This is a genomic window from Streptomyces sp. V4I2, from assembly GCF_030817655.1.
In the GTDB taxonomy this organism is placed as follows: Bacteria; Actinomycetota; Actinomycetes; order Streptomycetales; family Streptomycetaceae; genus Streptomyces; species Streptomyces plumbiresistens.
The window spans coordinates 9,888,966-9,913,309 of record NZ_JAUSZM010000003.1 but is presented as its reverse complement, the minus strand read 5'-3'; the positions used below and the strand labels follow the sequence as shown (position 1 = coordinate 9,913,309).

The 24,344-nt window shown below is 72.6% G+C and carries 21 protein-coding genes and 2 pseudogenes; 2 read left to right on the top strand and 21 right to left on the bottom strand.

Annotated elements, in window-relative coordinates; translation table 11 throughout:
* Positions 1 to 70: 70 nt before the first annotated feature.
* The 15 genes and pseudogenes from QFZ76_RS46325 to pdhA form a co-directional block, all read right to left on the bottom strand.
* Positions 71 to 1,276, bottom strand: a complete 1,206-nt coding sequence (locus tag QFZ76_RS46325; protein WP_307679343.1) for a beta-propeller fold lactonase family protein — start codon at positions 1,274 to 1,276, stop codon at positions 71 to 73.
* Positions 1,277 to 1,467: 191 nt separating this feature from the next.
* Positions 1,468 to 1,791: pseudogene (locus tag QFZ76_RS46320) on the bottom strand (universal stress protein); the annotation flags it as partial.
* Positions 1,792 to 2,226: 435 nt separating this feature from the next.
* Positions 2,227 to 3,342, bottom strand: coding sequence for a 1,2-phenylacetyl-CoA epoxidase subunit PaaE (gene paaE, locus QFZ76_RS46315; RefSeq protein WP_307679342.1), 1,116 nt, complete (start codon positions 3,340 to 3,342; stop codon positions 2,227 to 2,229).
* Positions 3,339 to 3,884 (bottom strand): 1,2-phenylacetyl-CoA epoxidase subunit PaaD, encoded by a 546-nt coding sequence (paaD, locus tag QFZ76_RS46310; RefSeq protein WP_307679341.1) that lies wholly within the window; start codon positions 3,882 to 3,884, stop codon positions 3,339 to 3,341. Before paaD ends, paaE begins: the two co-directional genes overlap by 4 nt.
* Complete coding sequence (paaC, locus tag QFZ76_RS46305; RefSeq protein WP_307679340.1) at positions 3,878 to 4,744, bottom strand: 1,2-phenylacetyl-CoA epoxidase subunit PaaC; 867 nt, start codon at positions 4,742 to 4,744, stop codon at positions 3,878 to 3,880. Before paaC ends, paaD begins: the two co-directional genes overlap by 7 nt.
* Before the next feature lie 9 nt (positions 4,745 to 4,753).
* Positions 4,754 to 5,080: a 1,2-phenylacetyl-CoA epoxidase subunit PaaB gene (paaB, locus tag QFZ76_RS46300; protein ID WP_307679339.1), complete on the bottom strand. Its 327-nt coding sequence runs from the start codon at positions 5,078 to 5,080 to the stop codon at positions 4,754 to 4,756.
* A complete protein-coding gene (paaA, locus tag QFZ76_RS46295; RefSeq protein ID WP_307679338.1) occupies positions 5,077 to 6,057 on the bottom strand; it encodes a 1,2-phenylacetyl-CoA epoxidase subunit PaaA in 981 nt (326 codons plus the stop codon). Before paaA ends, paaB begins: the two co-directional genes overlap by 4 nt.
* 33 nt (positions 6,058 to 6,090) lie before the next feature.
* Positions 6,091 to 6,936, bottom strand: coding sequence for an enoyl-CoA hydratase/isomerase family protein (locus QFZ76_RS46290; protein WP_307679337.1), 846 nt, complete (start codon positions 6,934 to 6,936; stop codon positions 6,091 to 6,093).
* Positions 6,927 to 7,699 (bottom strand): annotated as a pseudogene (locus QFZ76_RS46285) (3-hydroxyacyl-CoA dehydrogenase family protein). The gene QFZ76_RS46290 and the pseudogene QFZ76_RS46285 overlap by 10 nt, the downstream one beginning before the upstream one ends.
* Entirely contained in the window at positions 7,696 to 8,511 is an 816-nt protein-coding gene (locus QFZ76_RS46280; protein ID WP_307679336.1) for an enoyl-CoA hydratase/isomerase family protein, read from the bottom strand. Before QFZ76_RS46280 ends, QFZ76_RS46285 begins: the two are co-directional and overlap by 4 nt.
* Entirely contained in the window at positions 8,508 to 9,689 is a 1,182-nt protein-coding gene (locus tag QFZ76_RS46275) for a thiolase family protein (RefSeq protein WP_307679335.1), read from the bottom strand. The genes QFZ76_RS46280 and QFZ76_RS46275 overlap by 4 nt, the downstream gene beginning before the upstream one ends.
* Positions 9,682 to 11,394, bottom strand: a complete 1,713-nt coding sequence (gene paaN, locus QFZ76_RS46270) for a phenylacetic acid degradation protein PaaN (protein WP_307679334.1) — start codon at positions 11,392 to 11,394, stop codon at positions 9,682 to 9,684. Before paaN ends, QFZ76_RS46275 begins: the two co-directional genes overlap by 8 nt.
* Positions 11,395 to 11,469: 75 nt before the next feature.
* The gene (locus tag QFZ76_RS46265) at positions 11,470 to 12,990 is read right to left on the bottom strand and encodes a dihydrolipoamide acetyltransferase family protein (RefSeq protein ID WP_307679333.1); all 1,521 of its coding nucleotides are present in this window, start codon (positions 12,988 to 12,990) and stop codon (positions 11,470 to 11,472) included.
* A complete protein-coding gene (locus tag QFZ76_RS46260) occupies positions 12,987 to 14,006 on the bottom strand; it encodes an alpha-ketoacid dehydrogenase subunit beta (protein WP_307679332.1) in 1,020 nt (339 codons plus the stop codon). Before QFZ76_RS46260 ends, QFZ76_RS46265 begins: the two co-directional genes overlap by 4 nt.
* Positions 14,007 to 14,011: 5 nt before the next feature.
* Positions 14,012 to 15,148: a pyruvate dehydrogenase (acetyl-transferring) E1 component subunit alpha gene (pdhA, locus tag QFZ76_RS46255; protein ID WP_307679331.1), complete on the bottom strand. Its 1,137-nt coding sequence runs from the start codon at positions 15,146 to 15,148 to the stop codon at positions 14,012 to 14,014.
* Positions 15,149 to 15,268: 120 nt separating this feature from the next.
* Between pdhA and QFZ76_RS46250 the strand changes: the two genes are divergently transcribed.
* Positions 15,269 to 15,769: an Lrp/AsnC family transcriptional regulator gene (locus tag QFZ76_RS46250; RefSeq protein ID WP_266451715.1), complete on the top strand. Its 501-nt coding sequence runs from the start codon at positions 15,269 to 15,271 to the stop codon at positions 15,767 to 15,769.
* 63 nt (positions 15,770 to 15,832) lie between these two features.
* Here QFZ76_RS46250 and QFZ76_RS46245 read toward each other — a convergent pair whose 3' ends face one another.
* Together QFZ76_RS46245 and QFZ76_RS46240 are read right to left on the bottom strand one after the other, a co-directional pair.
* A complete protein-coding gene (locus QFZ76_RS46245; protein WP_373464575.1) occupies positions 15,833 to 17,569 on the bottom strand; it encodes an aldehyde dehydrogenase family protein in 1,737 nt (578 codons plus the stop codon).
* Entirely contained in the window at positions 17,557 to 18,603 is a 1,047-nt protein-coding gene (locus tag QFZ76_RS46240) for a histidinol-phosphate transaminase (RefSeq protein ID WP_307679329.1), read from the bottom strand. Before QFZ76_RS46240 ends, QFZ76_RS46245 begins: the two co-directional genes overlap by 13 nt.
* Positions 18,604 to 18,944: 341 nt before the next feature.
* On the opposite strand from QFZ76_RS46240, the gene QFZ76_RS46235 reads away from it, so the two are divergent.
* Positions 18,945 to 19,583, top strand: coding sequence for a hypothetical protein (locus tag QFZ76_RS46235; RefSeq protein WP_307679328.1), 639 nt, complete (start codon positions 18,945 to 18,947; stop codon positions 19,581 to 19,583).
* Positions 19,584 to 19,708: 125 nt separating this feature from the next.
* Here QFZ76_RS46235 and QFZ76_RS46230 read toward each other — a convergent pair whose 3' ends face one another.
* The 4 genes from QFZ76_RS46230 to QFZ76_RS46215 are packed head-to-tail and all read right to left on the bottom strand — an operon-like array spanning position 19,709 to position 23,966.
* On the bottom strand, positions 19,709 to 20,227 hold the full coding sequence (locus tag QFZ76_RS46230; protein ID WP_307679326.1) for a flavodoxin domain-containing protein: 519 nt from the start codon (positions 20,225 to 20,227) through the stop codon (positions 19,709 to 19,711).
* A 6-nt stretch (positions 20,228 to 20,233) separates the two neighbouring features.
* Positions 20,234 to 20,497, bottom strand: a complete 264-nt coding sequence (locus QFZ76_RS46225) for an SHOCT domain-containing protein (RefSeq protein ID WP_307679325.1) — start codon at positions 20,495 to 20,497, stop codon at positions 20,234 to 20,236.
* An 18-nt stretch (positions 20,498 to 20,515) separates the two neighbouring features.
* On the bottom strand, positions 20,516 to 21,244 hold the full coding sequence (locus tag QFZ76_RS46220) for a CBS domain-containing protein (protein ID WP_307679324.1): 729 nt from the start codon (positions 21,242 to 21,244) through the stop codon (positions 20,516 to 20,518).
* Positions 21,245 to 21,272: 28 nt separating this feature from the next.
* Positions 21,273 to 23,966 carry a bifunctional GNAT family N-acetyltransferase/acetate--CoA ligase family protein gene (locus QFZ76_RS46215; protein ID WP_307679323.1) on the bottom strand — a complete coding sequence of 898 codons (2,694 nt, stop codon included), beginning with the start codon at positions 23,964 to 23,966 and terminating at the stop codon, positions 21,273 to 21,275.
* Positions 23,967 to 24,344: the final 378 nt, after the last annotated feature.

Below are 24,344 nucleotides of genomic sequence, written 5' to 3'. Positions count from 1 at the left end.
TGGAAGCGCGGACGCGCGTGACGCCCCGGACGCGTACGTCCGGGGCGTCCGGCCGCGGTGGCCGCTTTCCTTACACCGCGGCGATGCCCTCCATGCCGGAAGCGGCAAAGGTGGGCAGTCCGGTGGCCGTGGTGACCTTCGTGAGGGAGCCGTTCCGGCCGATGCGGAAGCCGTCGACGGTACCGGAGACGGCGTTCTGCACGTACAGGAACTTCTCGTCCTCGGTCACGGCCAGGTCGATGACTCCCTGCGACAGGGCTGACGGGGGCGTGGCGATGCCGACGTCGTTGGTGAGCGCGAGCCGGCCCTGCCGGTCGGTGCGGTAGCCGGTGACGGTGGAGTTGCCGGTGTTGCCGCCGTAGAAGAAGTCGCCGGCGCGTTCCAGCCAGCACAGCGTGTCCTGGCCGTTGGCCAGGGGCTTCTGGACGAGCTTGAGGCGGCCGTCGGCGCGCACCTTGTAGGTGCTGACCGTCGATTTCTCGGCCTCGGCCACCAGCATCCGGCCGGACCGGTCGAAGGTGATCGCGAACGGCACGCCACCGGCCGAGTCGTTGACCACCGCCCGGTGCGCGGGACGTCCGTCGCGCCGTATCGGGAAGACCTCGATCGTGTTGGCGGACTTGGTGGTGACCACCAGCTCACGGCCGTCCGGGGTGAACGCGACCTGGCCGGGTGAGCTGCTGAACAGCGGCACCTTCGCGTTGTCCAGGCCCAGCGAGCGATGTGAGCCGGAAAGCGGCACCAAACCCTTCGCGGTGATCCGGAAACCCTGGACGCTACCTGCTCCGCCCGCGTTCATGACGTACGCCAGCCCGCCGGACACGGCGATCGAGGCGGGGAAGTCACCGCCCGAGGACACCACTTGACGAACTGTCAGTTTCTGGTCCTCGACCCGGAACGAGGTCACGGTGCCACTGCCCGCGTTGACCGCCAGCAGTAACCCGGACCTGTCGTCGTAGACGAGCGAGCCCTGGGAGGCGAGCGAGTCGGTGGGGGCGTCGACCTGGTCACCGCCCTTGCCCCCGGTCGCGTAGTCGCCCGCGGCGGTCAGCGCGCCGTCGTCGCCCCGCTCGAAGGCGTGGATGGTGTTGCCGGCGAGCTCGTTGCCCTGCACGAAGACCGCGTGATCGGCCTTCGCCGTACGCCCGGACCGCTGGGGCTCCCCGGCGGAGGCGAAGTTCACCGTCGTGACAGCCGCCGCGGCGGCAAGGATCCCGGCTCCCGCGACGGTCAGCCGGACCTGTAGCGGTGACCTGCGCCTGGTGTGCCTGCTCATGCGTTGCTCCTCGGACCTTCCGCGCCACCACGGGCGGTGACGGGCAGCACCAGAGTTGGTCATGTGGCCGGCGAGGCGGAGGGGTTCGGCTGTCGCGTCAGGCTCTCGTAAGGTCTTCTCCCCTGGTTCCTCCCGGGCCGCTAGCGCATCTCGCCCGCTCCCGCGTAGGGATGCGGGCTGGTGAGCGGGCTGCCCTCGGCGAAGCGGGTGTCGTGGCTGCCGCGCAGCACGATCACCGGGCAGGGGGCGTGGGCGGCCACGGTCAGACTCACCGAGCCGAGCAGCAGTTCGGTGATTCCGCTGCGGCCGCGGGTGCCCAGGACCAGGGCGCCGGCGTGCCGGCCCTCCCGTACCAGTGCGTACTCCGGCTCCTCGGGCAGCACGTCGGCGGACACCTTCAGGTCGGGGTGACGGGCCTGCGCACGGCGCGCCGCGCCCTCGGTGATGTCCGCCCACTCCGCCGCGGCACGGCTCTCGGCCGAGCCGTCGAAACCTACGACAACACTGCGAACCATGGCTTCTTCCTCCTCAACGGGGATGTGACTCCAGCCTGGTGGTGCAGGGGCCGCAGGTCCTGGACCGGGGCCGATGGGCCCTGGGTGCAGGCAGGCGCGGCGAGGTCCAACGGCCGTCTCCACGGGGCCCGTTGGACCGCCACGACTCGATCAGCGGCCCGGAACCGGCCGAGGTGCGCCTTGCCCAGGCCTGGCCGTCGGTGTGCAGCCGCTGAGGTCGGGGCAGCACCTGCACGGTTCGGCTCACCGGCACGCCTGCTCCACCCGGCGCTTCTCACCGCCGCCGTCCAGGGACACCTCCACGACCCGCCCACCCCGGTTCCTCGACCGCCGTACGCCACCGGCTCCGCACGGCCGGACCGAGCGGATGCCGGGTGGCGCGCCCGCCGTGCTGTGCCATGTCGGGCCGGTCGAACGGATCCCGGATGCCCTCGTTCAACTGTCGAAGTCGACGGTGAGCGTGTCGGCGGCGGCGAAGGTCTGGCAGGTGAGGACGTAGCCCGCGGAGACTTCTGCGGGTTCCAGCGCGTAGTTGCGGCGCATGTCGGCCCGGCCATGGGTGACGAGGGCGCGGCAGGTGCCACAGACTCCCCCCTTGCATGCGAACGGCAGGTCGGGGCGCGCCTGTTGGGCGCCGTCGAGAACCGAGCGGTGCCGCGGCACGGAGAACGTGGTGGCCCGGCCGTCGAGGACCACGGTGATCTCGCTCGTCGGGTCGGCGGAGGTGACGTCGTTGCGTTCGGCCGCGGGCGGAGCGGGTGGCTCGTCGTCCGCGTGGAACAGCTCCTGGTGGAGGCGGTCGGGCGGGACACCGAGCCCGGAGAGGACCGCGCGGGCGTCACGGACCATGCCGTGCGGGCCGCACAGCCACCAGTGGTCGACACCGCCGACATCGACGAGGGCGTCGAGCAGCTCGGTGAGCCGGTCGGCATCGAGCCGGCCGGAGAGCACCTCGGCTTCGCGCGGCTCGCGGGACAGGACGTGGGCGAGCTGGAAGCGGGCCGGGTACCGGTCCTTCAGGTCGGCCAGTTCGTCCGCGAACATCACGGTGCCGGAGCGCCGGTTGCCGTACAGGAGGGTGATGCGTGAGGCCTCGTCCGCGTCGAGGACGGACGCGGCGATGGACAGCATCGGCGTGATACCGGATCCGGCGGCGACCAGCACATGGTGGCCGAGGCGGCCGGCCTCGGTGGGTCCCGGAGTGAAGACGCCCGCCGGGCCCATGACTTCCAGGATGTCCCCGGGGCGTACGCCGTGGACGAGCCAGGAGGAGAACAGCCCGCCCGCCACGACGCGGACGCCGATACGGGGCGGTGTGCCGGCCGGTGAGCAGATGGAGTACGAGCGCCGCTCGTCGCGGCCGTCGATCGCGCGGCGCAGGGTGAGGCACTGGCCGGGGAGGAAGGCGAACTCCTCGGCCAGGCGGTCGGGGATGTCGAAGGTGAGGGCGGCGGCATCGGCGCACAGCGGGTCCACGGCGGCGACGCGCAGGGCGTGGAAGGCCGGACGGCGGCGGACCCGGACGGCGGCAGGGGATGCGGAGTTGGTCATGAGAGGTCCTTGACGTGCTCGAAGGGCTCCAGACAGGAGCGGCAGCGCCGAAGCGCCATGCAGGCGGTCGCGGCGAAGCGGGAGATCTCCTCTGTGTCGGCCGAGGTGCAGCGCGGGCAGGGTACGGCGGCCGGGGCAGGGCTCAGGGTCAGCCAGACCCGTCCCGGTGCGGAGTCCGGGTTCTGGCGCGGTCCGGGCGGTGCGATGCCGTGCTCCGCGAGTTTGCGGCGGCCTTCGTCGGTGATCCGGTCCGTGGACCACGGCGGGTCGAGCACCGTGACGACCCGCACGGCTGGAAAGCCGGCGGCCCGCAGCCGGGTGACGACCTCGGCCCGTATCTCCGCCATGGCGGGGCAGCCCGAATAGGTCGGAGTGAGCCGCGCGACCACGGTTCCGTCCGGCTCCACCTCTGTGCCGCGCAGGACTCCGAGGTCGAGGAGCGTGAGCATGGGGAGTTCGGGATCAGGCACCTCGGCGGCGATGCGCCGGGCGCGTTCTGCTCGTTCCGCGCGGCGTTCGGTGCGTTCCGTCGTGGTCACCATGCCGCGTCCGGGTGGGCGCGGGCGACGCTCTGCAGTTCGGCGAGGAGGGGTGCCAGGTGCTCGGTGTGGTCCGCGTTCCGGCCGGAGCCGGGGACGCGGGGCATGGATGCGGGACCGGGCGGCATGACCTCGGCCGGCTCGAGTCCGGCCCTGCCGAACACCTCGGTGAGCGACGCGAGAGTCCGGTCGGCGACAGCGGCAGGGGTCAGGCCGAGGCGGGCCGTGGTCCGGTCGGTGAGAAGCTCGTCCAGCCATGGGGCGATGTCGCGCAGCGCGGATTCCAGGCGGGCGCGGGACTCCTCGGTCCCGTCGCCGAGCCGTACGGTCCATCCGGCGGCGTAGTGGCGGTGGTAGGCAAGCTCCTTGACGCTCTTCGCGGCGATGCCGGCCAGTACCGGGTCGGGCGCGCCGGTCAGTTCCTCGAACAGGGCCAGTCGCCAGGTGGAAAGCACCAGCAGCCGGGCGACGGTGAACGCGAAGTCACCGCCCGGCAGTTCGGCGAGCCGCACGTTGCGGAAGCCGGCCGGGTCGCGGAAGTAGGCGTACGCGTCCTCGCCGCGCCCCGTGCCGTCGGCCCGGCCGGTCCTGGCGTACAGCAGACGCGCCTGGCCGAGCAGGTCCAGGCCGATGTTGGCCAGCGCCAGTTCCTCCTCCAGCTCGGGGGCGCGGGTGCACCATTCGGCCAGCCGTTGGGCGGACACCAGGGCGTCGTCGCCCAGTGCCAGACAGCAGGCCGCCAGATCGCCGGCGTCGACGCCGTCCGGGACGGCCTGGTCGACGCCGTGCAGCGGGTCGGTGAAGCCGGTGCCGAACGCCCACCGCGAGTTGTCGTGATCGACGTACAGGTCCTCGTCGCTCATGCGCTGCTCCTAGATGTGAGGGACGTCGTCGGGGATGTCGTAGAAGGTGGGGTGCCGGTAGACCTTGTCGCCGCTCGGCGCGAAGAAGGGGTCCTTGTCGCCGCTCGGCGCGAAGAAGGGGTCCTTCTCGCCGGGGGTGGACGCGGCGATGGTGTCCGAGCGCACGGCCCAGATGCTGACGCCCTCGTTGCGCCGGGTGTACAGGTCCCGGGCGTGGGTGAGGGCCATGTGGTCGTCGGCCGCGCGGAGGGAGCCGACGTGGACGTGGTTGAGGCCGCGCTTGCCGCGGACGAACACCTCGTACAGCGGCCAGTCGCCCTTGGTGGTCTCGCTCATGCCGCTGCTCCTTCACGCGTGCGTGCTGCCTGCTTGGCCGCGTGCGCGGTGGCCGCCTCGCGCACCCAGGCGCCTTCCTCATGCGCCGCCCGGCGTCGCGCGATCCGCTCGGCGTTGCACGGCCCGTCGCCGGAGATCACCCGTTGCAGCTCCGCCCAGTCGGGGCTGCCGAAGTCGTGGTGTCCACGCTCCTCGTTCCGGCGCAGCTCGGGGTCGGGCAGGGTGACGCCCAGCTTCTCGGCCTGCGGCACGGTCATGTCGACGAACCGCTGCCGCAGTTGGTCGTTGGTGTGCCGCTTGATCTTCCAGGCCATGGACCGGGCCGAGTTGGGCGAGTTGTCGTCGGGCGGGCCGAACATCATCAGCGACGGCCACCACCAGCGGTTCACGGCGTCCTGCACCATGGCCCGCTGTGCGTCGGTGCCGCGCATCATGGTCAGCAGCAGTTCGTATCCCTGCCGCTGGTGGAACGACTCCTCCTTGCAGACGCGGACCATGGCGCGTCCGTAGGGCCCGTACGAACTCCTGCACAGTGGCACCTGGTTGCAGATCGCGGCGCCGTCCACGAACCAGCCGATCACGCCCACGTCGGCGAAGGTGCGGGTCGGGTAGTTGAAGATCGAGGAGTACTTCTGCCGGCCCTCGATCAGCCGCTCGGTCATGTCCGAGCGGTCCGCGCCGAGGGTCTCGGCCGCCGAGTACAGATACAGCCCGTGCCCAGCCTCGTCCTGGACCTTCGCGAAGAGGATCGCCTTGCGGCGCAGGGACGGGGCACGGGTGATCCACTCGCCCTCCGGCTGCATGCCGATGATCTCCGAGTGCGCGTGCTGGGCGATCTGCCGGACCAGCGTCTTGCGGTAGCCCTCGGGCATCCAGTCCCGGGGCTCGACGCGCTGGTCGCGGGCAATGGTGTCCTCGAAGGCCGACTCGAGGCCCCGGGTTTCCGGGGGTGCGCCGGTGGCGGCGGGTGTGTTCATGGTGTCCGTGTCCCGTCGTGATCGGTGGGTGGGTCAATGGCCGCGGAAGGCGGGGCTGCGGCGTTCGAGGAAGGCCGCGACGGCCTCGTGGTGGTCGTCGGTGGCGCCGAGCCGCCGCTGGATCACGGCCTCGCGCTCCAGCGCCGCCGGCAGGGGCGTGGTGGCAGCGGACCGCAGCAGTGCCTTGGCCTCCCGGTGGGCGGCGGTGGGCCCAGCGGCCAGCGAGCGGGCGAGAGCCAGCCCTTCTGCCGCGGCCGTGCCGTCCCCGACGACGCGGTGGACCAGGCCCCAGTGCTCGGCGTCCCGTGCGGAGAACTGATCGCCCAGGAGCATGAGTCCGGCCGCCCGCGAGGGGCCGAGCTGGCGGGCGAGAGCGCGGGCGACGCCGGAGTCGGAGGCCAGTCCGATGCTGGTGAAGGCGGTCGCGAAACGCGCGCCTTCGGCGGCGACCCGCACGTCGGCGCAGAGGGCGATGCCGAGTCCGGCTCCGACGCAGGCTCCCTCGACGGCCACGACGAGAGGGACCGGCAGCGCGTTCAGCTCCTTGACCAACGGGTTGTAGTCGTTGGGAATGGTGGCGAAGGCCGTGGCGGGCGCGGTCTTCAGCAGCCGGGCGTGTTCCCTGAGGTCCTGGCCCACGCAGAAGTGCTTGCCGCGGGCGGTGATCAGGGCCGCTCGCACACCGCGTGCGGTGTCCGTGGTCAGACGCCGTGCCGCCATGAGGAGTCCGCTGCGCAGGTGGGTGTCGAGGGTGTTGCCGCTCGCGGGTCCGCGCAGTTCGATGACGGCCACGGCATCGGTGACGTCGTACGCCACCCCGTACGGGGCGGGGTACCCGTCCGCCCGGGACTCGGCGGTCGCCCCTTCGGTCACGGCCATGGGTAAAACCCCTGACCGGTCTTGCGGCCCAGTTCGCCGCGGGCGACCTTCTCCCGGAGCAAGGCCGGCGGGGCGAACCGTTCTCCGAGTGTCCTTTGCAGGTGTTCGGCGATGGCCAGCCGTACGTCGAGACCCACCACGTCGGTGAGGCGCAGCGGCCCCATCGGGTGCCGGTAGCCCAGGCACATGGCCGTGTCGATGGCCTCCGGGTCGGCGACCCCCTCCTCGACCATGCGGATCGCCTCCAGACCGAGGGCGAGGCCGAGGCGGCTGCTGGCGCGAGCACCAGTTCGACCAGCGCGGAGACGGGCACCGGGTTGAAGAAGTGCATGCCCAGGAAGAGTCCGGGCCGCTTCAGGGCCGCCGCGAGTTCGGTGACCGGCAGGGAGCTGGTGTTGGTGGCGAGCACGCACCGCTCCCCCACGGCCTCTTCGGCGGCGGCGAGCAGCCGGGCTTTGAGTGCGGCGTCCTCCGGTACCGCCTCCACGACCAGATCGGCGTCGTGCGGCAGTCCGGCGATCGAGGTCACGGCGGTGACCCGGTCCGGTACGTCATCGGCCACGGGGCCGCCGAGCCCCCCGCGCTCGGCGGCCCGCCGCAGCCCGGCGGCGATCCGGTCCAGGGCGACGGCCGCGGCCGCGCCGTCGTGTTCCACGACGACCACGGACGACCCGGCGGCCGCGAAGGACTGGGCGATACCGGCGCCCATCCGGCCGCCGCCGATCACCCCCACGACGGCGGGTGGTGCTGATGCCGAGGTCATTCCGGGCCTCCGTTCATCTCGTCTTTCTCGTCTTTCTCGTCTTTCTCGTTCTTTTCGTTCTTCTCGTTCTTGGCCAGGAAGCGCGTCATGCGCTCCTTCTTGTCGCGGCCCTCGAACAGCACGGCCTGGGCGAGGTCGTCGGCCACCGGATGGGCACCGGGAGCGTCCGTGACGAGCTTGGTCAGGCGCAGGGCGAGTCCGGAGGAGCGGGCCATGCGGTCGAGCAGGACGTGCGCTTCGGCGATCAGCCGGTCGGCCGGTACGACGTCCATGACCAGCCCGCAGGCGTGCGCGGCCGTCGCGTCGAGGTTCCGCCCGGCGAGCAGGACCTGTTTGGCCACCGACTCGCCGACCAGCTCCCTGAGCCGCCAGCACGCACCGGCGGCGGCCAGGATGCCCAGGCCCGGCTCGGGGTTGCCGAAGACGGCGTCCGGCCCGGCGATCCGGATGTCGCAGGCGTACGCCAGTTCGGCGCCGCCGCCGAGCGCCCAGCCGTCCACCGCGGCGACAGTGGGCATGGGCAGCCTGCGCACCCGCTCGAACAGTCGGCTGTTGATGCCCTGAAGCGCCTCGTCCCGACCGCGCCGCCGCAGTTCGGCGATGTCGGCGCCGCCGGCGAAGACCTCACCGTGACCGGTGAGCAGCAGCAGCCTGGGGTCGCGTTCCAAGTCCTCGCAGACGTGGTGCAGTTCGGCGATCATGCGGCCGTTGATGGCGTTGCGGGCCTCGGGCCGGTGCAGGGTGACGACGGCCCGGTCCGCGTGCTCCTCGACCAGCAAGGTGTCGTACGACCTACTCATGGGCGTGCTCATGGCCGCTCCACCAGCATCGCCACGCCCTGCCCGACGCCGACGCACAGGGTTGCCAGGCCCCGGCGGGCGTCCTCGCGTTCCATGCGTCCGAGCAGGGTGAGCAGGATGCGGGCGCCGGAGCAGCCGAGCGGGTGGCCGAGGGCGATGGCGCCGCCGTCGGCGTTGACCCGGTCCTCGTCGAGTTTCAGCCGGCGGACGACCGTCAACGCCTGTGCGGCGAAGGCCTCGTTCAGCTCGACCGCGTCCAGGTCACCTGCCTGCCAGCCGGCCCGGTCCAGCGCCTTGGCGGTGGCCGGCACGGGACCGAGCCCCATCAGGTGGGGCTCGACCCCGGCCGAGGCGGCGGTGACGACGCGGGCCCGGGGAGTGAGCCCGTACCGCTCGACCGCCGACCCGCTCGCCACCACCAGGGCCGCGGCCCCGTCGGACAACGGCGAGGAGTTACCGGCGGTGACGATCCCGTCCGCGCGGAAGACGGTGCGCAGCGCGCCCAGCTTCTCCAGCGACGTGGAGGGCCGGGGCCCCTCGTCCTGGGTCACCTCGCCGTCCTTCACCGGCACCGGGACGATCTCCTTCGCGAAGCGGCCCGCCTGCTGGGCGGCGAGCGCCCGCCGGTGGCTGCGCAGTGCGAAGGCGTCGGCGTCGAGGCGGGTGATGCCGTCCAGGGCAGCGACCTCCTCCGCGGTCTCGCCCATCGACAGGGTGGTCGTAGCGGGGAAGCGGGGGTTGGTGAAGCGCCAGCCGATGGAGGTGTCGTGCACCTCGCCGGGCCGGGCCCAGGGCGTGCCGGGCTTGGCCATCACCCAGGGGGCGCGGGTCATCGACTCCACTCCGCCCGCCACGACCAGGTCGGCCTCCCCCGCCCGTATCGCCTGGGCGGCCGAGGCGACGGCCGTCAGCCCGGAGGCGCACAGCCGGTTGACGGTGTATCCGGGCACGGTGTGCGGCAGTCCGGCCAGCAGTACCGCCATCCGGGCCACGTCCCGGTTGTCCTCGCCGGCCTGGTTGGCGGCGCCGAGGATCACCTCGTCCACGGCGTCGGCCGGGATCCCGGAACGCCGGACCGCCTCGCCGACGACGAGGGCGGCCAGGTCGTCGGGGCGTACGGCCGCCAGGGCGCCGCCGTGACGGCCCTGCGGGGTGCGGGCCCCGTCGATCAGATAGACCTCGTCAGGCATCGGTGTTCTCCTCGGTCGGAGCGGGCGCGTGGCGACGGGACTGGACGACCGAGAAGCGGCCCGTGACGAAGGCCGGGTCGGTGAGGGCGGCATTGGCGGCGGGGTTGGCCGCGGTGCCGTGGAAGTCGCTGAAGGCGGCGGACTGGTTGACGAAGACGCCGCCGGTCAGGTTCTCCGACAGGTGCACGCCCGCCTCCAGCGCGGTCGCGCGAGCCGCCTCCAGTACGCCCTCGTCGGTCGCGTACACGGAGGCGGTCAGGGCGCCGTGCCGCCGTACGGTGTCGTGCAGAAGCCGCAGGCTGTGTGCGGTGGAGTCGGTGCCGATGACGAAGGAGACCGGTCCGAACCACTCGCTGGTGTAGGTCTTTTCGTCGGCCTCGGCGTCGAGCCGGGCCACCAGCGGCGTGCGGATCACCGCGTCCGGGTGGTCGGGGTGGGCCAGGTCGCGGGAGGGGTGGGCGGTACGGTCCAGGGCCGCCGCCTCCACCAGGCGCCCCAGTACCCCGGCGTTCACGATCGCGCCGAGGGTGGCTGCGGCACGGGCCGGGTCGTCGAGCAGCTTGTCCAGGGCGGTGCCCAGGTCGGCGGCGAACTCGTCGGCTGTGCGCGGCCCTTGGTCGGTGTCGATGCCGTCGCTGGGGACGAGGATGTTCTGCGGGGTGGTGCACATCTGGCCGCTGTAGAGGGAGAGCGAGAACCCGAGGTTGCGCAGGAGTCCCGCGTAGTCGTCCGTGGAGTCGACGACAACGGTGTTGAGTCCCGACTTCTCGGTGTGGACGACGGCTTGGCGGGCGTTGGTCTCCAGCCAGTCGCCGAACTCGCTGGAGCCGATGAAGTCCACGATGCGTACGTCGGGATGGGTGGCGAGGGCGGGCGCGGTGCGCTCGTCGTCGCGCTCGGCGGCGAGCAGCACCACGTCCGGGTCGAATCCGGCCTCGGCCAGGACCTCGCGGGCGATGCGCACGGTGATCGCCAGCGGCAGTACGGCCCGCCGGTGCGGTTTGACCACCACCGGGTTGCCGGTGACCAGGCTCGCGAAGAGCCCGGGATAGCCGTTCCAGGTGGGGAAGGTGTTGCAGGCGATCAGCACCGCCACGCCGTGTCCGACGGGGGTGAAGGTCTTGTCCATGACGAGCGGGCCGCCTCTGCGCTGCGACTTGCTCCAGCGGGCGGTGGCCGGGTGGCGCTTCTGCTCGTGCCAGGCGTACGCCACCGCTTCGAGGCCGCGGTCCTGGGCGTGCGGGCCGCCGGCCTGGAACGCCATCAGGAAGGGCTGGCCCGTGGTGTGCTGCACGGCGTGTGCGATCCCGAAGCTCGCCGCGTTCAGCCGGGACAGGATCTCGGCCGCGACACCGGCGCGGGTGTCCGGGCTCGCGATGCGCCACGCCACGGCGGCGGACCTGGCCGTCGCCACGGCCACCTCGGGCACCAGGTGGGGGTAACTGACGCCGAGCGGGAAGCCGTAGGGGGAGACCTCGGCGGCGGGGACGGTGCCGGTGGTGGGGTGCCCTTCGAGGGGGAAGGGCCGGCCGAGAAGGCCACGGAAGGCGGCCTCGCCCAGCTCGGGTTCCCCCGGTCCGTACACGGAGGTGCTGGGGTTTTCCGGGTACGGCGACCAGTGGTCGCGGGCGGCGACGCGCTCCACCGCCTGGTGGAGCAGATCCGTATGACGTGCGAAGAAGTCGGGGTGTTGGTCGGTGGACACGAGAGCTCCTGGCCGAACGTTCGGTAGGTGAGTGGGTGCGGGGCACCCAGGAGGACACGAGAAGGACGGGTCGGATCAGACGTCGGCGAGCAGGATCGCCGGGCGCTCCACGCAGTCGGCCACATAGCGCAGGAAGCCGCCGGCCACTCCCCCGTCGCAGACGCGGTGGTCGAAGCTGAGGGAGAGCTGCATGACCTTGCGGACCGCGAGGGCGCCGTCCACGACCCACGGTTTGTCGACGATGCGTCCCGCGCCGAGCAGCGCGGCCTCCGGGTGGTTGATGATGGGCGTGGATCCGTCCACGCCGAACACCCCGTAGTTGTTGAGGGTGAAGGTCCCGCCGGTCAGTCGGTCCGGCGGCAGGTGCCCGTCGCGGGCGAGTTCGGTCAACCGGGTGAGTTCGGCGGCCAGTTGTACGGTCGTCATGCGCTGGGCATCTCGGACGACCGGGACGACCAGCCCGCGCTCGGTCTGGGCGGCGAAGCCGAGGTGCACCTCGCTGTAGCGGACGATCTCCCGCCGCTCGGTGTCCACCGTGGAGTTCAGCTCCGGGTAGCGGCCGAGGCCGGCGACGCAGATGCGGGCCAGCAGGGCCAACAGCCCGACGCGGCGGCCAGGTTCGGCGGCCTCCATGGCCTTCTTGACCTCGAGCAGCCCGGTCGCGTCCACGTCGACCCAGGTGGTGGCGTCGGGAATCTCGGTGCGGCTGCGGGAGAGCTTGTCCGCGACGGCACGGCGGACTCCGCGCAACGGGATGCGCTCGGGACCGTCCGAGGCGGGGCGTTCCCGCGAAGCGAGCGCGGGCGCCGACGCCCACTGCGCCGGGGTGTTCGGTGCCGGGGCGGGTTCCGTCGGCGCCTGCGTGGCGGCACGGACGACGGCCTGCTCCACGTCCCGTCTCAGCACGACGCCGGCGGGACCGGACGGCACCAGAGCGGCAAGATCTATCCCGTGGTCCCGGGCCATCCTCCGTACGAGGGGGGAGATCACCCGGGGTGCGTGTGGCGCGAGGCCCACGGCCGGGTCCTGCGATCCTGCCGCGACCGGGGCGGGGTTGCCGTCGTGCGCCAGTATGCCGACGCCGATCGGGGCCTCGGCATGTGCGGCGCCGGAACCGGAGGTGCTCGCGCCCCCGGACGCCTCACTCGGGGCCACCACTGCGGCGCGCCGACGCCGGCGGCGCGAAGTCGCCGGGCCATGGCCGGTGCCGTAGCCGATCAGGACGTTGCCGGAACCGGCCTGTTCCTCCTCCCGGTAACGCTCCACGGCCGCGTCGGCCGACACCGCCCCGCCCGGCGCCGTACCGCAGGGACCATCGGCCGTTGCGGCCCCGCCGGAGGCGTCCGCGCCCACCGTGATCAGCGGCTCCCCCACCGCCAGGGCCGTGCCCGCCTCCGCATGCAGACGCAGCACTGTGCCCGCGTACGGGACCGGTACCTCGACCGCGGCCTTGGCGGTCTCGACGTCGACCACGATCTGGTCGATCGTCACCGTGTCTCCGACCGCGACCTTCCATTCGATGATCTCGGCTTCGGCCAGGCCTTCGCCGAGGTCGGGCAGCCGGAACAGCTGCTCCTCAAGCGTCGCGGTGGTCATGCGACCGCTCCCCTCAGCAGGTGCCGGGGGTCCGGCTCGTCGGCGAACTGGAGGCGGTCGACCGCGTCGAGGATCCGGTCGACGCCGGGCAGGTGCGCGTGCTCCAGCTTCGGCGGCGGATAGGGGATGTCGAAGCCGGCGACCCTCAGGACGGGCGCAGCCAGCGAGTGGAAGCAGCGCTCCTGTACGCGTGCGGCGATCTCCGCCCCGACGCCGGCGAAGCCCTGGGCCTCCTGGACGACCAGGCAGCGCCCGGTCCGGCGTACCGATGCCGTGACCGTCTCGTCGTCGAAGGGCACCAGCGTCCGCAGATCCACGACTTCCAGGTCGATGCCCTCGGCCGCCGCGGCTTCCGCGGCCGCCAGGGCCACCGGAACCGACGGCCCGTACGCGACGACCGTGGCGTCTCGGCCCTCCCGCCGGATCGCCGCCCGCCCGAACGGCTGCGCGTCGCGCCGCTCCAGGTCGGTGTCCTCCCTCGACCAGTACAGCTTCTTCGGCTCCAGGAAGACGACCGGGTCGGGGTCGGCCACGGCGTCCCGGAGCAGCCAGTACGCGTCCTCGGCCGTCGCCGGGGTGACGACCTTCAATCCCGGTGTGTGCGCGTAGTACGCCTCGCTGGAGTCGCAGTGGTGCTCGACTCCGCCGATGCCGCCCGCGTACGGGATGCGGATCACCATCGGCAGCGAGAGCCTCCCCCGGGTGCGGTTGCGGAGCTTGGCGACATGCGAGGCGATCTGCTCGAAGGCCGGGTACGCGAAGGCGTCGAACTGCATCTCCACCACGGGCCGGAAACCGCCCATCGCCATGCCGACCGCCAGTCCGACGATGCCGGCCTCGGCCAGCGGGGTGTCGAAACACCGCTGCTCGCCGAAGTCGCGGGTCAGTCCGTCGGTGATCCGGAAGACGCCGCCGAGCGGGCCGACGTCCTCGCCGAAGACGAGGACACGCTCGTCCTCGCGCAGCGCGTCGCGCAGTGCGGTGTTCAGCGCCTGCGCCATCGTGACCTTGGCCATGGCCGTCAGTCCTCCTGAGTCTGAAGCGTGGTGGGTTCGTCGGTCTCGGCCAGCTCGGCGGCCAACAGGGCGCGCTGTTCGCGCAGTTGCGGGGTCGGCTCGGCGTAGACGTGGTCGAACAGTTCCAGCGGGTCGGCGGCGGTGTCCGCGTTCATGCCCGCGCGCAGCTCGGCGGCCGCGGCCTCCGCCTCCTCCCGCACAGCCGCGACGTCCTCGTCGGTGAGTACGCCGCGGGCCCGCAGGTAGGTCTCCAGCCGGCTGAGCGGGTCGGCGGCGCTCCACTGCTCGACCTCCTCGTCGTTCCGGTAGCGGGTGGCGTCGTCGGCGTTGGTGTGCGCGTCCATGCGGTAGGTGTGCGCCTCGACCAGGAAAGGCCCGTGCCCGGCACGGGCGTGCCCGACGGCCGCGGTCAGCACCGCCAGGACGGCGACGAGGTCGTTTCCGTCGACCTGTTCGGAGCGCACCCCGTAGCCGATGCCCTTGTACGCGAGGGCGGGCGCCGCGGTCTGCCGGGCCAGCGGCACGGAGATCGCGTACTTGTTGTTCTGGACGAAGAAGACGACCGGCGCGCGGAAGACGGCCGCGAAGTTCAGTGCCTCGTGGAAGTCGCCCTCGCTGGTGGCCCCGTCCCCGGCGAGGGCCATCGCCACCCCGTCCCCGCCCGTGCGGCGCAGTGACTCCGCCATGCCGGTGGCGTGCAGCACCTGAGTGGCCAGCGGCGTGCACTGGGGTGCGACGCGGGTGGCGGCCGGGTCGTAGCCGCAGTGCCAGTCGCCGCGCAGCAGCGTCAGTACCTCGAGGGGGTCGATGCCTCGGGTGACCAGGGCCACGGAGTCCCGGTAGGTCGGAAACAGCCAGTCGTCCGGGCGCAGCGCTAGCACGGCACCGACCTGGCAGGCCTCCTGGCCCCGGCTGGACGGGTAGACCGCGAGCCGCCCCTGCTTGGTGAGCGCGGTGGCCTGGGTGTCGAACCGGCGCCCCAGGACCATCCGCCGGTAGGCCTCGTGCAGGGCCTCGACCGGGGGCTCGGCGTATCCGGTGGGCGGCTTGGCCACGGGGGTGCCGTCCTCGGCCACGAACCGCACCGGCGTGAGGGACGGCAGGAGGCCGTGGACCGTCTGTCGGAGGCTCTTCACGGACATGGAGGGCACTCGCTTTCTCTGGACACTTGACAGGAGAATGGTCGCCACTACGGAATATGTGTTCAATACTTCGGCTGAACCGGCGATGAACTGCCGAGCTGAGCGCCCTGGGAGGGCAATGTGTCCGAGGAAACCTCCACCCCGGGGTCGGTGCCCGGACGAACTGCCGTTCCGCTCGACGACATCGACCGGCAGATCCTGAGCCGGCTCCTCAAGGACGGCAGGGTGTCGGTCCGGGCGCTCGCTGAGGACGTGCACATCTCGCGGGCCAACGCCTACACGCGCATCGGCAGGCTGGTGGCCGAGGAGGTCATCACCGGCTTCACCGCGCAGCTCAATCCGCAGCGGGCCGGCCTCGGCACGAGCGCCTATGTGACGCTGACCATCGAGCAGAACGCCTGGCGCGACATCTCGCGTGAACTGCGCGACATGCCGTACGTCGAGCATGTCGTCCTCGTCACGGGCGACTTCGACGTCCTGGTGCTCGTCCGCGCACCGGACAACCTGGCGCTGCGCCGGGTCGTGCTGGAGAACATCCAGGCCGTGCCCGGGGTGCGCTCGACCCGCACCTGGCTGGTCTTCGACGAGGTGCGGGGACGTGGGGCCGACTGGACCGCCTGACCGCCCGGCCGGTGCCCGGGGGCGCGGTTCGGCCCCGGGCACCGGCGTTGTGGCCCGCCCGGCTCAGACGTCGACCAGCGCGACGGCGGAGCCCACGTCCGGCACCAGCACCTGTTCCGACCCCGCGGCCGGAGTCGCGACCGCCGCGACGTGCCGCCGGGACCGCACCACCCGGAACCGCCCCGTGACGAAGTGGGCGCCCGCGGCGGGAAGATCCGCGCCGGCCGAGGAGGGGTCGGCGGGGAAGTCCTCCGCGAGGTTCTGCACGAGATGCACTCCGGCGTCCAACGCGGCCGCCTCGGCGACCGCCAGCACCAGCGGGTCGGTCGAGTGCACCGCGGCGTACAGCGCGCCGTGGCGGCCCACCGTGCCGCGGAACAGCGCCAGACTGTGCGCGGTCGAGTCCGTGCCCACCAGGAAGGAAACCGGTCCCGGCCACTCCCGGGCGTAGATCCGCTCGTCCTGCGCCCCCAGCCGGACGAGCAGCGGGCTGCGCACATCGACGCCCGGATGGTCCGGATGGCGCAGCGCCCCGGAGGCGTGCACCACGGTGCCCTGCCGTGCGGCCTGGGCGAGACCCGCCCGCACCTCGTCGCCGACGATGGCGCCCAGCAGCCTCGCCACCCGTGCCGGGTGTCCGAGCAGCCGGTCCATGGCCTCACCGAGGTCGGCTCCGAAGTCCCTCAGGCTCCTTGGCCCTTCGTCGGTCGCGATGCCCCTGGTCGGCACCAGGATGTTCTGCGGCGTGGTGCGGACCATGCCGCTGCACCGGCACAGGGCGTGCGCGAGGCCGCGTACGAGACCCCGGTAGTCGTCGGTGGAGTCGACGATCACCGCGTTCAGGCCGGTGCGGTGGGCGAACACGGCGGCCTGACGGGCGTGCTGCTCCAGCCAGTCGGCGAACCGCGCCGAGCCGGTGAAGTCGACGATGCGCACGGCCGGGTCCGTGGCCAGCCGCCGGTGCAGCCGTTGCTCCGGTTCCGCCACCGCCAGGGCCACGATGTCCGGCGAGTGACCGGCCTCCGCGAGCACCTGGCGGGCGACGCGCACGGTGATCGCCAGCGGCAGCACGGCCCTCGGGTGCGGGGCGACGATCACGGGGTTGCCGGTCACCAGGCTGGCGAAGAGTCCCGGGTAGCCGTTCCACAGCGGAAAGTCGGGGCAGCCGATGAGCAGCGACACCCCGCGCGGCACCAGGGTGCAGGTGCCGCGCATCTCCACCGGCTCCCCGCTCCCTCGGGTGCCTCCCCAGAGCAGGTCCGCGGGAACGCGTTCCGACTCGGCGAAGGCCTGGGCCACTGCCTCCAGCGCGCGGTCCTGGGCGGGCGGCCCGGCCGCCCGGAACGCCGCCTCGAGAGGCTGGCCGGTGGTGTGGTGCACCGCGAGGGCCAGCTCATGGCTGCGGGTGTTGAGCCGGCGCAGTATCTCCACGGCGAGCCCGGCACGCTGGTACGGCCCGGCGGCGCGCCATCCTGCCGTGGCCCGTTCGGCCGCCGCGACCAGCGCCGCCGGGTCGCAGCTCGGGTATCCGATTTGCATGCCGATGCCGTACGGGGAGGACTCGGTGGCCACCCGGCCGGTTTCTCCGGGCTGGTCGAGGTCGAAGGGCCGTCCCAGCAGCGAGCCGAAGACCTTCGCCGCCGTTCGCGTGGATCTCATGCCCGCGTCGGCGGCATCCTGTCCGGTCGCCTCCGTGAAGGGCCGGCGGCATTCACCGGCCGCGAGGGCCCGGACGGCCTCCTGGAGCAGCGCGCGATGCCGCTCATAGGTACTGGGGCGCACGGCTTTCAGCCTCTCCAGGCAGCGGCGAGCGCGAGCAGGGCGTCGTTCTCCTCCGGCAGACCGATCGTCACCCGGACGCCCTCGCCGAGGAACGGGCGGACCACCACCTTCCCGTCGAGGCAGTGCACGGCGAAGTCCGCGCTCTCCTCGGCGAGCGGGAGCCAGACGAAGTTGGCCTGGGAGTCGGGGACTTCGAAGCCGAGCGCACGCAAGCGCAGGGTCACGCGCTCCCGTTCGGCGACCGTGAGCGCCGAGCGTCGGACGACCTCCGCGCGCTCGCCGAGGGCGACGACGGCGGCCTCCTGGGCGAGAGCGCTGACGCTGAACGGCACCTGGGTCTTGCGCACCTGGGCGGCGAGCTCGGGTGGCGCCACGCAGTAGCCGACCCGCAGCCCCGCCAGGCCGTACGCCTTGGAGAAGGTCCGCAGCACCGCCACGTTCGGCCGGTCGCCCAGCAGGTCGAGGGCGTCGGGGACCAGCGCCGGATCGGCGTACTCCCGGTATGCCTCGTCGACGACGATCAGCACGTCGTCCGGAACGCGGTCCGCGAACTCGCTGAGTGCGCGCTCGCCGACCGCGGTGGAGGTGGGGTTGTTGGGGTTGCAGACGAAGACGAGGCGGGTCCGGCCCGTGATCGCCGCGGCCATGGCGTCGAGGTCCAGCGCGTGGTCACGCAGCGGGACGCGTACCGCCGTACCGCCCGCGACCGCCGTGAGGATCGGATACGCCTCGAAGGACCGCCGGCCGAAGACGACCTCGTCGCCGGGACCGACGACCGAGTGCAGCAGCTGGCCGCAGACCTCGGAGGAGCCGGCGCCCACCGCGATCCGCCCCGGCTCGACCCCGTGGTGCCCGGCTATGGCCCGGACCAGCGAGGCGGCGCCCATGTCGGGATACCGCGACACGCCGCCGGCCAGCTCCGTGAGCCTGCCGGCGACCCCGGGCAGCAGCCCGTACGGGGATTCGTTGCTGGCCAGAGCTGCCGCCCCGGGCAACTTGCGGCCCGGGACGTAGGCGGGCAACTGCGTCAAAGACGAACGGACACGCACCATGCTCGACTCACTTCTGAAGCGCTGGGCCCGAGGCCGTGTCTCCGGGCTCTTGACAGGGAAATCGTGAGCAGCGAATGACAAATGCTCAACTGTTTGCAGAATTCGGCGACTGATCCCGGAATCACTGACCCCGGCGCAGCAATCCGTCTCATCGCCCGCATCCGCAGGCCCCCGCCACGAGACGGACTGCTCGCCCGTCACCGGACGACGGCGGCCCTCGCTGATCACAAGTCGGCCACATGGCCCTTTCCCGCACACCGGCTGTCGGCACGGCCCGCGAAGACTGCACCGGCACAGTTCGCGAGGTGTCCGCGCCTCGCCCGCTCCGATCGAGGGAGACCATGTCCAGGACCCCACTCGCACACGGGTCGCTGACGTCACTGTTGGCGGCTCTCGCACTGCTGACGGCCGGCTGCTCGGGGACGGCCGACGGCGCGGAAGCCGCCGGCTGCCGCGAGAGCGACCGCTGGTCGGCGAAGGAGCGAGCGCAGTGGCTGCGCCCCAGTGTGTCGTTCCCCGAGCCCACGGCCGACGAGGCCGCGGCCGTCGTGATCCGCCCGCGCGACAGCGAGGACGGGGGGCCGCTGTGCGAACCGGTCACCGTACAGGTCGAGTTCTGGGAGCTCACCGCCACGGCAACGGGCACGGACATGACGTCCGTACAGCGCTACCAGCTGGCCACCGACGGAACGGAGAGCCGGGCCATCGGCTTCCCGCCGGGCCTTTCCGCCGCAGAGCGCGGCGCCTGCACCGGCGTTCTCATGGCGGCGTACCCGGGCGCGCGCCTGGCCGAGGCCGAACTGCCCGCGGACATCGCCCATCCGACGTCCGCACCGACGGCGGACGTGGAGTTCGGCACCGACCGGATCGGTGCGTACAAGCTGCTCCCGCCCTCGGATCCGGACCAGTGCGCCACGGACCGGCAGCCCACGGCGGTCCCTCCCGCCACGTCGGGCCCGTGGCCCAGCTACCACCCGTGACCAGTGGGCACGTCGGGCACAGCGACACGCCCCCATCGGTATCCATGTTCACCGGGTCTCATGGCGTCCGGATCAGTGCCACGGACGACATTCGTTGTTCCGGCCCACTTCAGGGCCGGCCGCGGTCAATGGTGTTCCATCGTGGAACCGGCGAGTTCTGCGGCGATCCCGTGGGCCCACGCCTCGATCTGTGCGCGGTCGCGGAAGTCACCTCCCTTGCCCTGCTGGATGATCTGACGGGCGATGAAGCCCCGGGCGCCCTCGGTGAGTCGGCCGCCGAAGGTGGCGTGGCCTCGTGCATCCAGCCGGGTGACGAGACGGGCCACGCCGGGAGCCGGCGGGATGTCCCGCTCGCTCGCCGACGGGTCGAGCGGTCCGCTGCTGAACAGCCAGACCGGAAGCCGGCCGAGCGCCTTGCGGTGCCGGCGGGCGAAGCGGGTCGCGTCGCGCTGCCAGCGTCCGGCGTACAGCCCGCCGCCGATGAGTACGGCGTCGTAGGCGGTGAGGTCCTGCACCTCGGCCGCGGACCGGACGTCCACGTCGACCTGCCGGTCACGCAGGGCCTCGGCGATCCACTCGGCGATCTCGGCGGTGGAGCCGTTCTTCGTGCCGTAGGCGATCAGCACGCGTGCGGTGGTGGTCATCGGGGGTCACCTCGCTTTCTTCGACGGCGGCTTTCCGTGTCCGTGCTCGAGCACGGACAGCCGCCGGACGTACTCGTCGTCGTCGATCTCGCCGCGCGCGAACCGTTCGCCGAGCAGCCGCTCGGGCGACGCTTCCGCACCGCGGGTACCTGTCGGCGGGTGGCGCAGCAGCAGCACCAGGGCGGCGATCAGCACCGCGCCGAGGGCGAGCATCATGAGTGTCATGAGTGTGTAGTCCCAGCCGCTCGTATGGTGGTCGTACCAGTTCATGTCCTCACCTCCTTCCTGTCACGGCCTGCGCAGCCGGCTCTCGCCGATCCCGTGCACGGCCGGCTCGTCCGGCCGCAGGTGCGTGTCGTCGTACCGGTGGGTGAGGTGGTCGACGACGGCCACCACGCCGTCCACCTGGCCGCTCATATTCACGACGATCGGAACCTCGCTGGCGCGCTCGAGTTGGCCGTCCAGCGTGACCACCCCGTCGGTGACCGTCACACCGATCGTCTGCGGCGCCAGCCACAGGGCGCGTACCAGCACCTCGTCGACGATCTCGGCGCGGATGTCCTCGTCCGGGCGCAGGAAGACCTGGAGCAGATCGCGCCGGGTGACGATGCCTGCCAGCCGGTCCTCCTCGTCCAGTACCGGCAGCCGCTCGACGCGGTGTCCGGCCATCGTTCGGGCGGCTCCGGCGATGGAGTCGTCGGCGCGTACGGTGATCGCCGGGCTGCTCATCAGCTGTTCCGCCGTGCGGGCCCGGGCCTTGGCGTCGGTCCTGCGGGCGGCGCGGGTCAGGCGCGGGCGCCACTTGGGGCGCTGGTGTCCGGGCTCCTCCTGCTGCGCCTGCCGGAGCATCAGATCGGTCTCGGAGATCACCCCGACGACCTTCTCGTCCTCGTCCACCACGGGCAGTCCGCTGATGCGGTGCTCCGCCAGCAGTGCCGCGACCTCCTTGAACGGGGTCGTCGCGGCCACCCGCACGACTTCGCTCGTCATCACTGTGCTGACCTTGCGGTGCTTCATCGTCGTCTCCTTCTCCGGAACCCGCGACTCAGCGCAGTCGGCGCAGATACGGGTCGTGCGGGCTGCGCGGCAGCAGGCGGATCCGTACGTCGAGGGCGGTGACCCCGTCCGGGCGGGCCACGACCGGGTTCAGGTCGGCCTCGGCGAGCTGCGGCAGGTCGCACGCCAACCGCGACAGGCGGAGCAGCAACTGCTCCAGGCCCGCCAGATCGACGGGGCCGCTGCCCCGGTGACCGAGCAGCAGCGGGGCGCAGCGCGGCGCGGTGATCAGGTCGTGCACATCGCGGTCGGTGAGCGGGGCGAGCCGGGCCGCGTGGTCCGCGAGCACCTCGGTCGCCGTACCGCCGAGGCCGAACAGCACGAGCGGCCCGAACACCTCGTCCTGCACCATTCCCGCGACCAGTTCGGTGCCGCGTCCGGCCATCGGCTGCACGAGCACCCCGGTCATCACCTCGCCGAAGCGCGCGACGAGACCGCGGTACGCGGCCCGCAGCTGCTCCTCCCCTTCCAGGTCGAGGAGCACAGCGCCCTGGTCGGTCTTGTGCACCAGGCCCGGCCAGTACGCCTTGAGCACGACCCGTCCCTCGGGCCCCGCGAGCCGGGCGGCGGCATCCACGACGGCCTGTTCGTCCTCGGCCCAGGCCCAGGGCAGCTGCGGGATGCCGTAGCGGTCGAGGAGTTCGGCGCAGCCGCGCGGGTCCAGCCAGCCGCCCTCGGGGTTCTCGGCGAGGAAGGCGTCCGCCTGGGCGCGGGCGCCCGTGGTGTCGACGCCGGGCAGTTCCGGGACCGTGCCGGGCGGCCGGGCGAGCCAGCGGGACCGGGCGGCGGCGTGCGCCAGGGCGCGTGCGGCGGCCTGCGGATCGGCATACGCGGGCAGGGCGCCCTGTCCGGTGTGCAGCAGCAGGACGGACTCGGCCTGGTCGAGCAGGGCCACGGCGACCGGGCGCGTCCAGTGCGCGGGGACCGGCCCGGCGAGCGCGCGGACCGGATCGTCCCCGGTCGCCGCCATCAGGGCGGTCGGCACGAGCGCCACCAGGACCGCGTCGACGGCGTCGTGGGCGGCCAGGCGGTCCACACAGGCGCGCAGCGCCTTGCCGCCGGCCGCGGCGGTCGTGTCGATCGGATTGCCGGCGCTCGCCCCGGCCGGCAGCAGTTCGAGGAGTTCACGGAGGAGGCCGGCGGGCAGTTCGGGCACGGTCAGCCCGGCCTCGGTGCACGCGTCCGCGGCCAGTACACCGGCCCCGCCCGCGTTCGAGACCACGGCCACCCGCGAGCCGGTCGGCAGCGGCTGGGAGTTCAACAGGGCTGCGGTGTCGAGGAGTTCGCCGATACTCCGGGTGGCGATGACGCCGGCCTGCGTGAACAGGGCCTGCCTGGTCACGGTGGGCGTCGCGGCCGCGGCGGTGTGGGAGGCCGCTGCTCGCCGCCCGGCGTCGGAACGGCCCGCGTCCACCGTCAGCACCGGCATCCGCCGGGCGACCCGGCGGGCGGTACGGGAGAAGGCGCGCGGGCTGCCGAAGGACTCCAGGTGCAGCACGGCCAGGTCGGTCGTGCCGTCGCTCTCCCACCACTGGAGCAGGTCGTTGCCGCTGACGTCGTACTTGTCGCCCAGCGAGACGAAGCTCGACACCCCGATGCCCAGCCGGGTCAGCCCGCCGAGGAGCGCGATGCCGACGCCGCCGGACTGCACGGCGACACCTGCGGTGCCGGGCAACGGCCGGTGCGCGGCGAAGGTCGCGTCGAGGCGTACCGCCTCCTCGGTGGTGGCGATGCCCAGACAGTTCGGGCCGACCAGCCGCATTCCGTAGCGGCGTACGGTCGCCAGCAGCGCCGCGGCCTGTTCGACGTCGAGCCCGGCGGTCAGTACCACCAGGGCCCCCACTCCGGTCTTGCCGCACTGTTCGGCCACCTCGGGAACCGCGCCCGCGGGCACCGCGAGAACGGCGAGTTCGGGAGGCTGGGGCAGCGAGGCGACCGACGGGTGACAGGGGGTGTGCTCGACGGTGTCCGCGTGCGGGTTGACCGCCATCAGGCGGCCGGTGAATCCCGCCCGCCGAATGTTCCTGAGCACGGCCCGCCCCACCGAGCCCGGCCTGGTGCCCGCCCCGACGACCGCGATGGAGCGGGGGCGCAGCAGCGGCCGCAGACTCGCGGTGTCGGCGACGCGGCCCCGTTCGTCGAGGGCCGCCAGGTAGGTCTCGTCCTGGTCCAGCCGTACGAGGCTGTAGACCTCGTCGCGGTCCCGGCGGCGCTCGGTCCGCAGTCCGAGGTCGGTGAAGACCCGCATCATCTCGTGGTTGTCGGCGAGTGTGGCGGCGGTGAACGCGGTGAGGCCCGCCATGCGGGCGGCGGTCACCAGGTGTTCGAGGAGCAGGGTGCCCACGCCGCGGTGGTGGAGACCGTCGGCCACCGCCACGGCGATCTCGGCGGCGACCCGGTCGGCGTTGACGTGGTACTCGGCGGCTCCGACGACCTGCCCTTCGAGCAGCGCCACGAGCCCCTGGTATCCGGGTTCCGGATCGGCGCAGATCCGGTCGGCGGCCTGCCGGCCGGCGAGCCGGCTGGCCCCGAAGAACCGCAGCCGCCGGTTCTCCGCCGACATGGTGTCGTACAGCCGCAGCACCTGGTCGTGGTCCTCCGGCCGCGCGGACCGGATCGCGACTGTGCTGCCGTCGGCCAGAAGCGCGTGGGTCTCCCGCGCGCGGCGTGCGGTCTGCGTCATGACGCCTTCCTCTCCCTGGGTCCCTGGGTTCTCCTTCCACGGTCCAGGACCCCGGGGCAGCGCCACAGGGCCTGTCCGGGGACCGGAGCAGGGCCGTTCGGCCCCGATTCCGAGGCGTGCCGGATCAGGCGGTGCCGACGGGAGACGTGACGTCGGGGAGTACGGGGAGCACCTCGAACACGTCGGTCAGCCGGACGGCGCGCAGCATGCGCAGAACGCGCGGACTGCCGATCACGAGCCGTACGCGGCCGCCGCACCGCAGGGCGCGGTTGCGGGCCCTGCACAGGGCGGACAGTCCCCTACAGCCTGCGCGGAACGGATGTACGGGTCCACGCTACGGCCTGCCCACCATCGAAGGCGCGGGCGCGCGTGGCCCCC

Coding starts and splice junctions, on each gene's coding strand:
- QFZ76_RS46220 (WP_307679324.1), bottom strand. CDS start 21,244: ATGAAGCACCGCAAGGTCAGCACAGTGATGACGAGCGAAGTCGTGCGG.
- QFZ76_RS46275 (WP_307679335.1), bottom strand. CDS start 9,689: ATGCCTGACGAGGTCTATCTGATCGACGGGGCCCGCACCCCGCAGGGC.
- pdhA (WP_307679331.1), bottom strand. CDS start 15,148: ATGTCCGTGAAGAGCCTCCGACAGACGGTCCACGGCCTCCTGCCGTCC.
- QFZ76_RS46325 (WP_307679343.1), bottom strand. CDS start 1,276: ATGAGCAGGCACACCAGGCGCAGGTCACCGCTACAGGTCCGGCTGACC.
- paaB (WP_307679339.1), bottom strand. CDS start 5,080: ATGAGCGAGACCACCAAGGGCGACTGGCCGCTGTACGAGGTGTTCGTC.
- QFZ76_RS46230 (WP_307679326.1), bottom strand. CDS start 20,227: ATGACCACCACCGCACGCGTGCTGATCGCCTACGGCACGAAGAACGGC.
- QFZ76_RS46265 (WP_307679333.1), bottom strand. CDS start 12,990: ATGACCACCGCGACGCTTGAGGAGCAGCTGTTCCGGCTGCCCGACCTC.
- QFZ76_RS46260 (WP_307679332.1), bottom strand. CDS start 14,006: ATGGCCAAGGTCACGATGGCGCAGGCGCTGAACACCGCACTGCGCGAC.
- QFZ76_RS46240 (WP_307679329.1), bottom strand. CDS start 18,603: ATGGTGCGTGTCCGTTCGTCTTTGACGCAGTTGCCCGCCTACGTCCCG.
- QFZ76_RS46290 (WP_307679337.1), bottom strand. CDS start 6,936: ATGGCCGTGACCGAAGGGGCGACCGCCGAGTCCCGGGCGGACGGGTAC.
- paaC (WP_307679340.1), bottom strand. CDS start 4,744: ATGAGCGACGAGGACCTGTACGTCGATCACGACAACTCGCGGTGGGCG.
- paaA (WP_307679338.1), bottom strand. CDS start 6,057: ATGAACACACCCGCCGCCACCGGCGCACCCCCGGAAACCCGGGGCCTC.
- QFZ76_RS46235 (WP_307679328.1), top strand. CDS start 18,945: ATGTCCAGGACCCCACTCGCACACGGGTCGCTGACGTCACTGTTGGCG.
- QFZ76_RS46225 (WP_307679325.1), bottom strand. CDS start 20,497: ATGAACTGGTACGACCACCATACGAGCGGCTGGGACTACACACTCATG.
- QFZ76_RS46280 (WP_307679336.1), bottom strand. CDS start 8,511: ATGAGCACGCCCATGAGTAGGTCGTACGACACCTTGCTGGTCGAGGAG.
- paaE (WP_307679342.1), bottom strand. CDS start 3,342: ATGACCAACTCCGCATCCCCTGCCGCCGTCCGGGTCCGCCGCCGTCCG.
- QFZ76_RS46215 (WP_307679323.1), bottom strand. CDS start 23,966: ATGACGCAGACCGCACGCCGCGCGCGGGAGACCCACGCGCTTCTGGCC.
- paaD (WP_307679341.1), bottom strand. CDS start 3,884: ATGGTGACCACGACGGAACGCACCGAACGCCGCGCGGAACGAGCAGAA.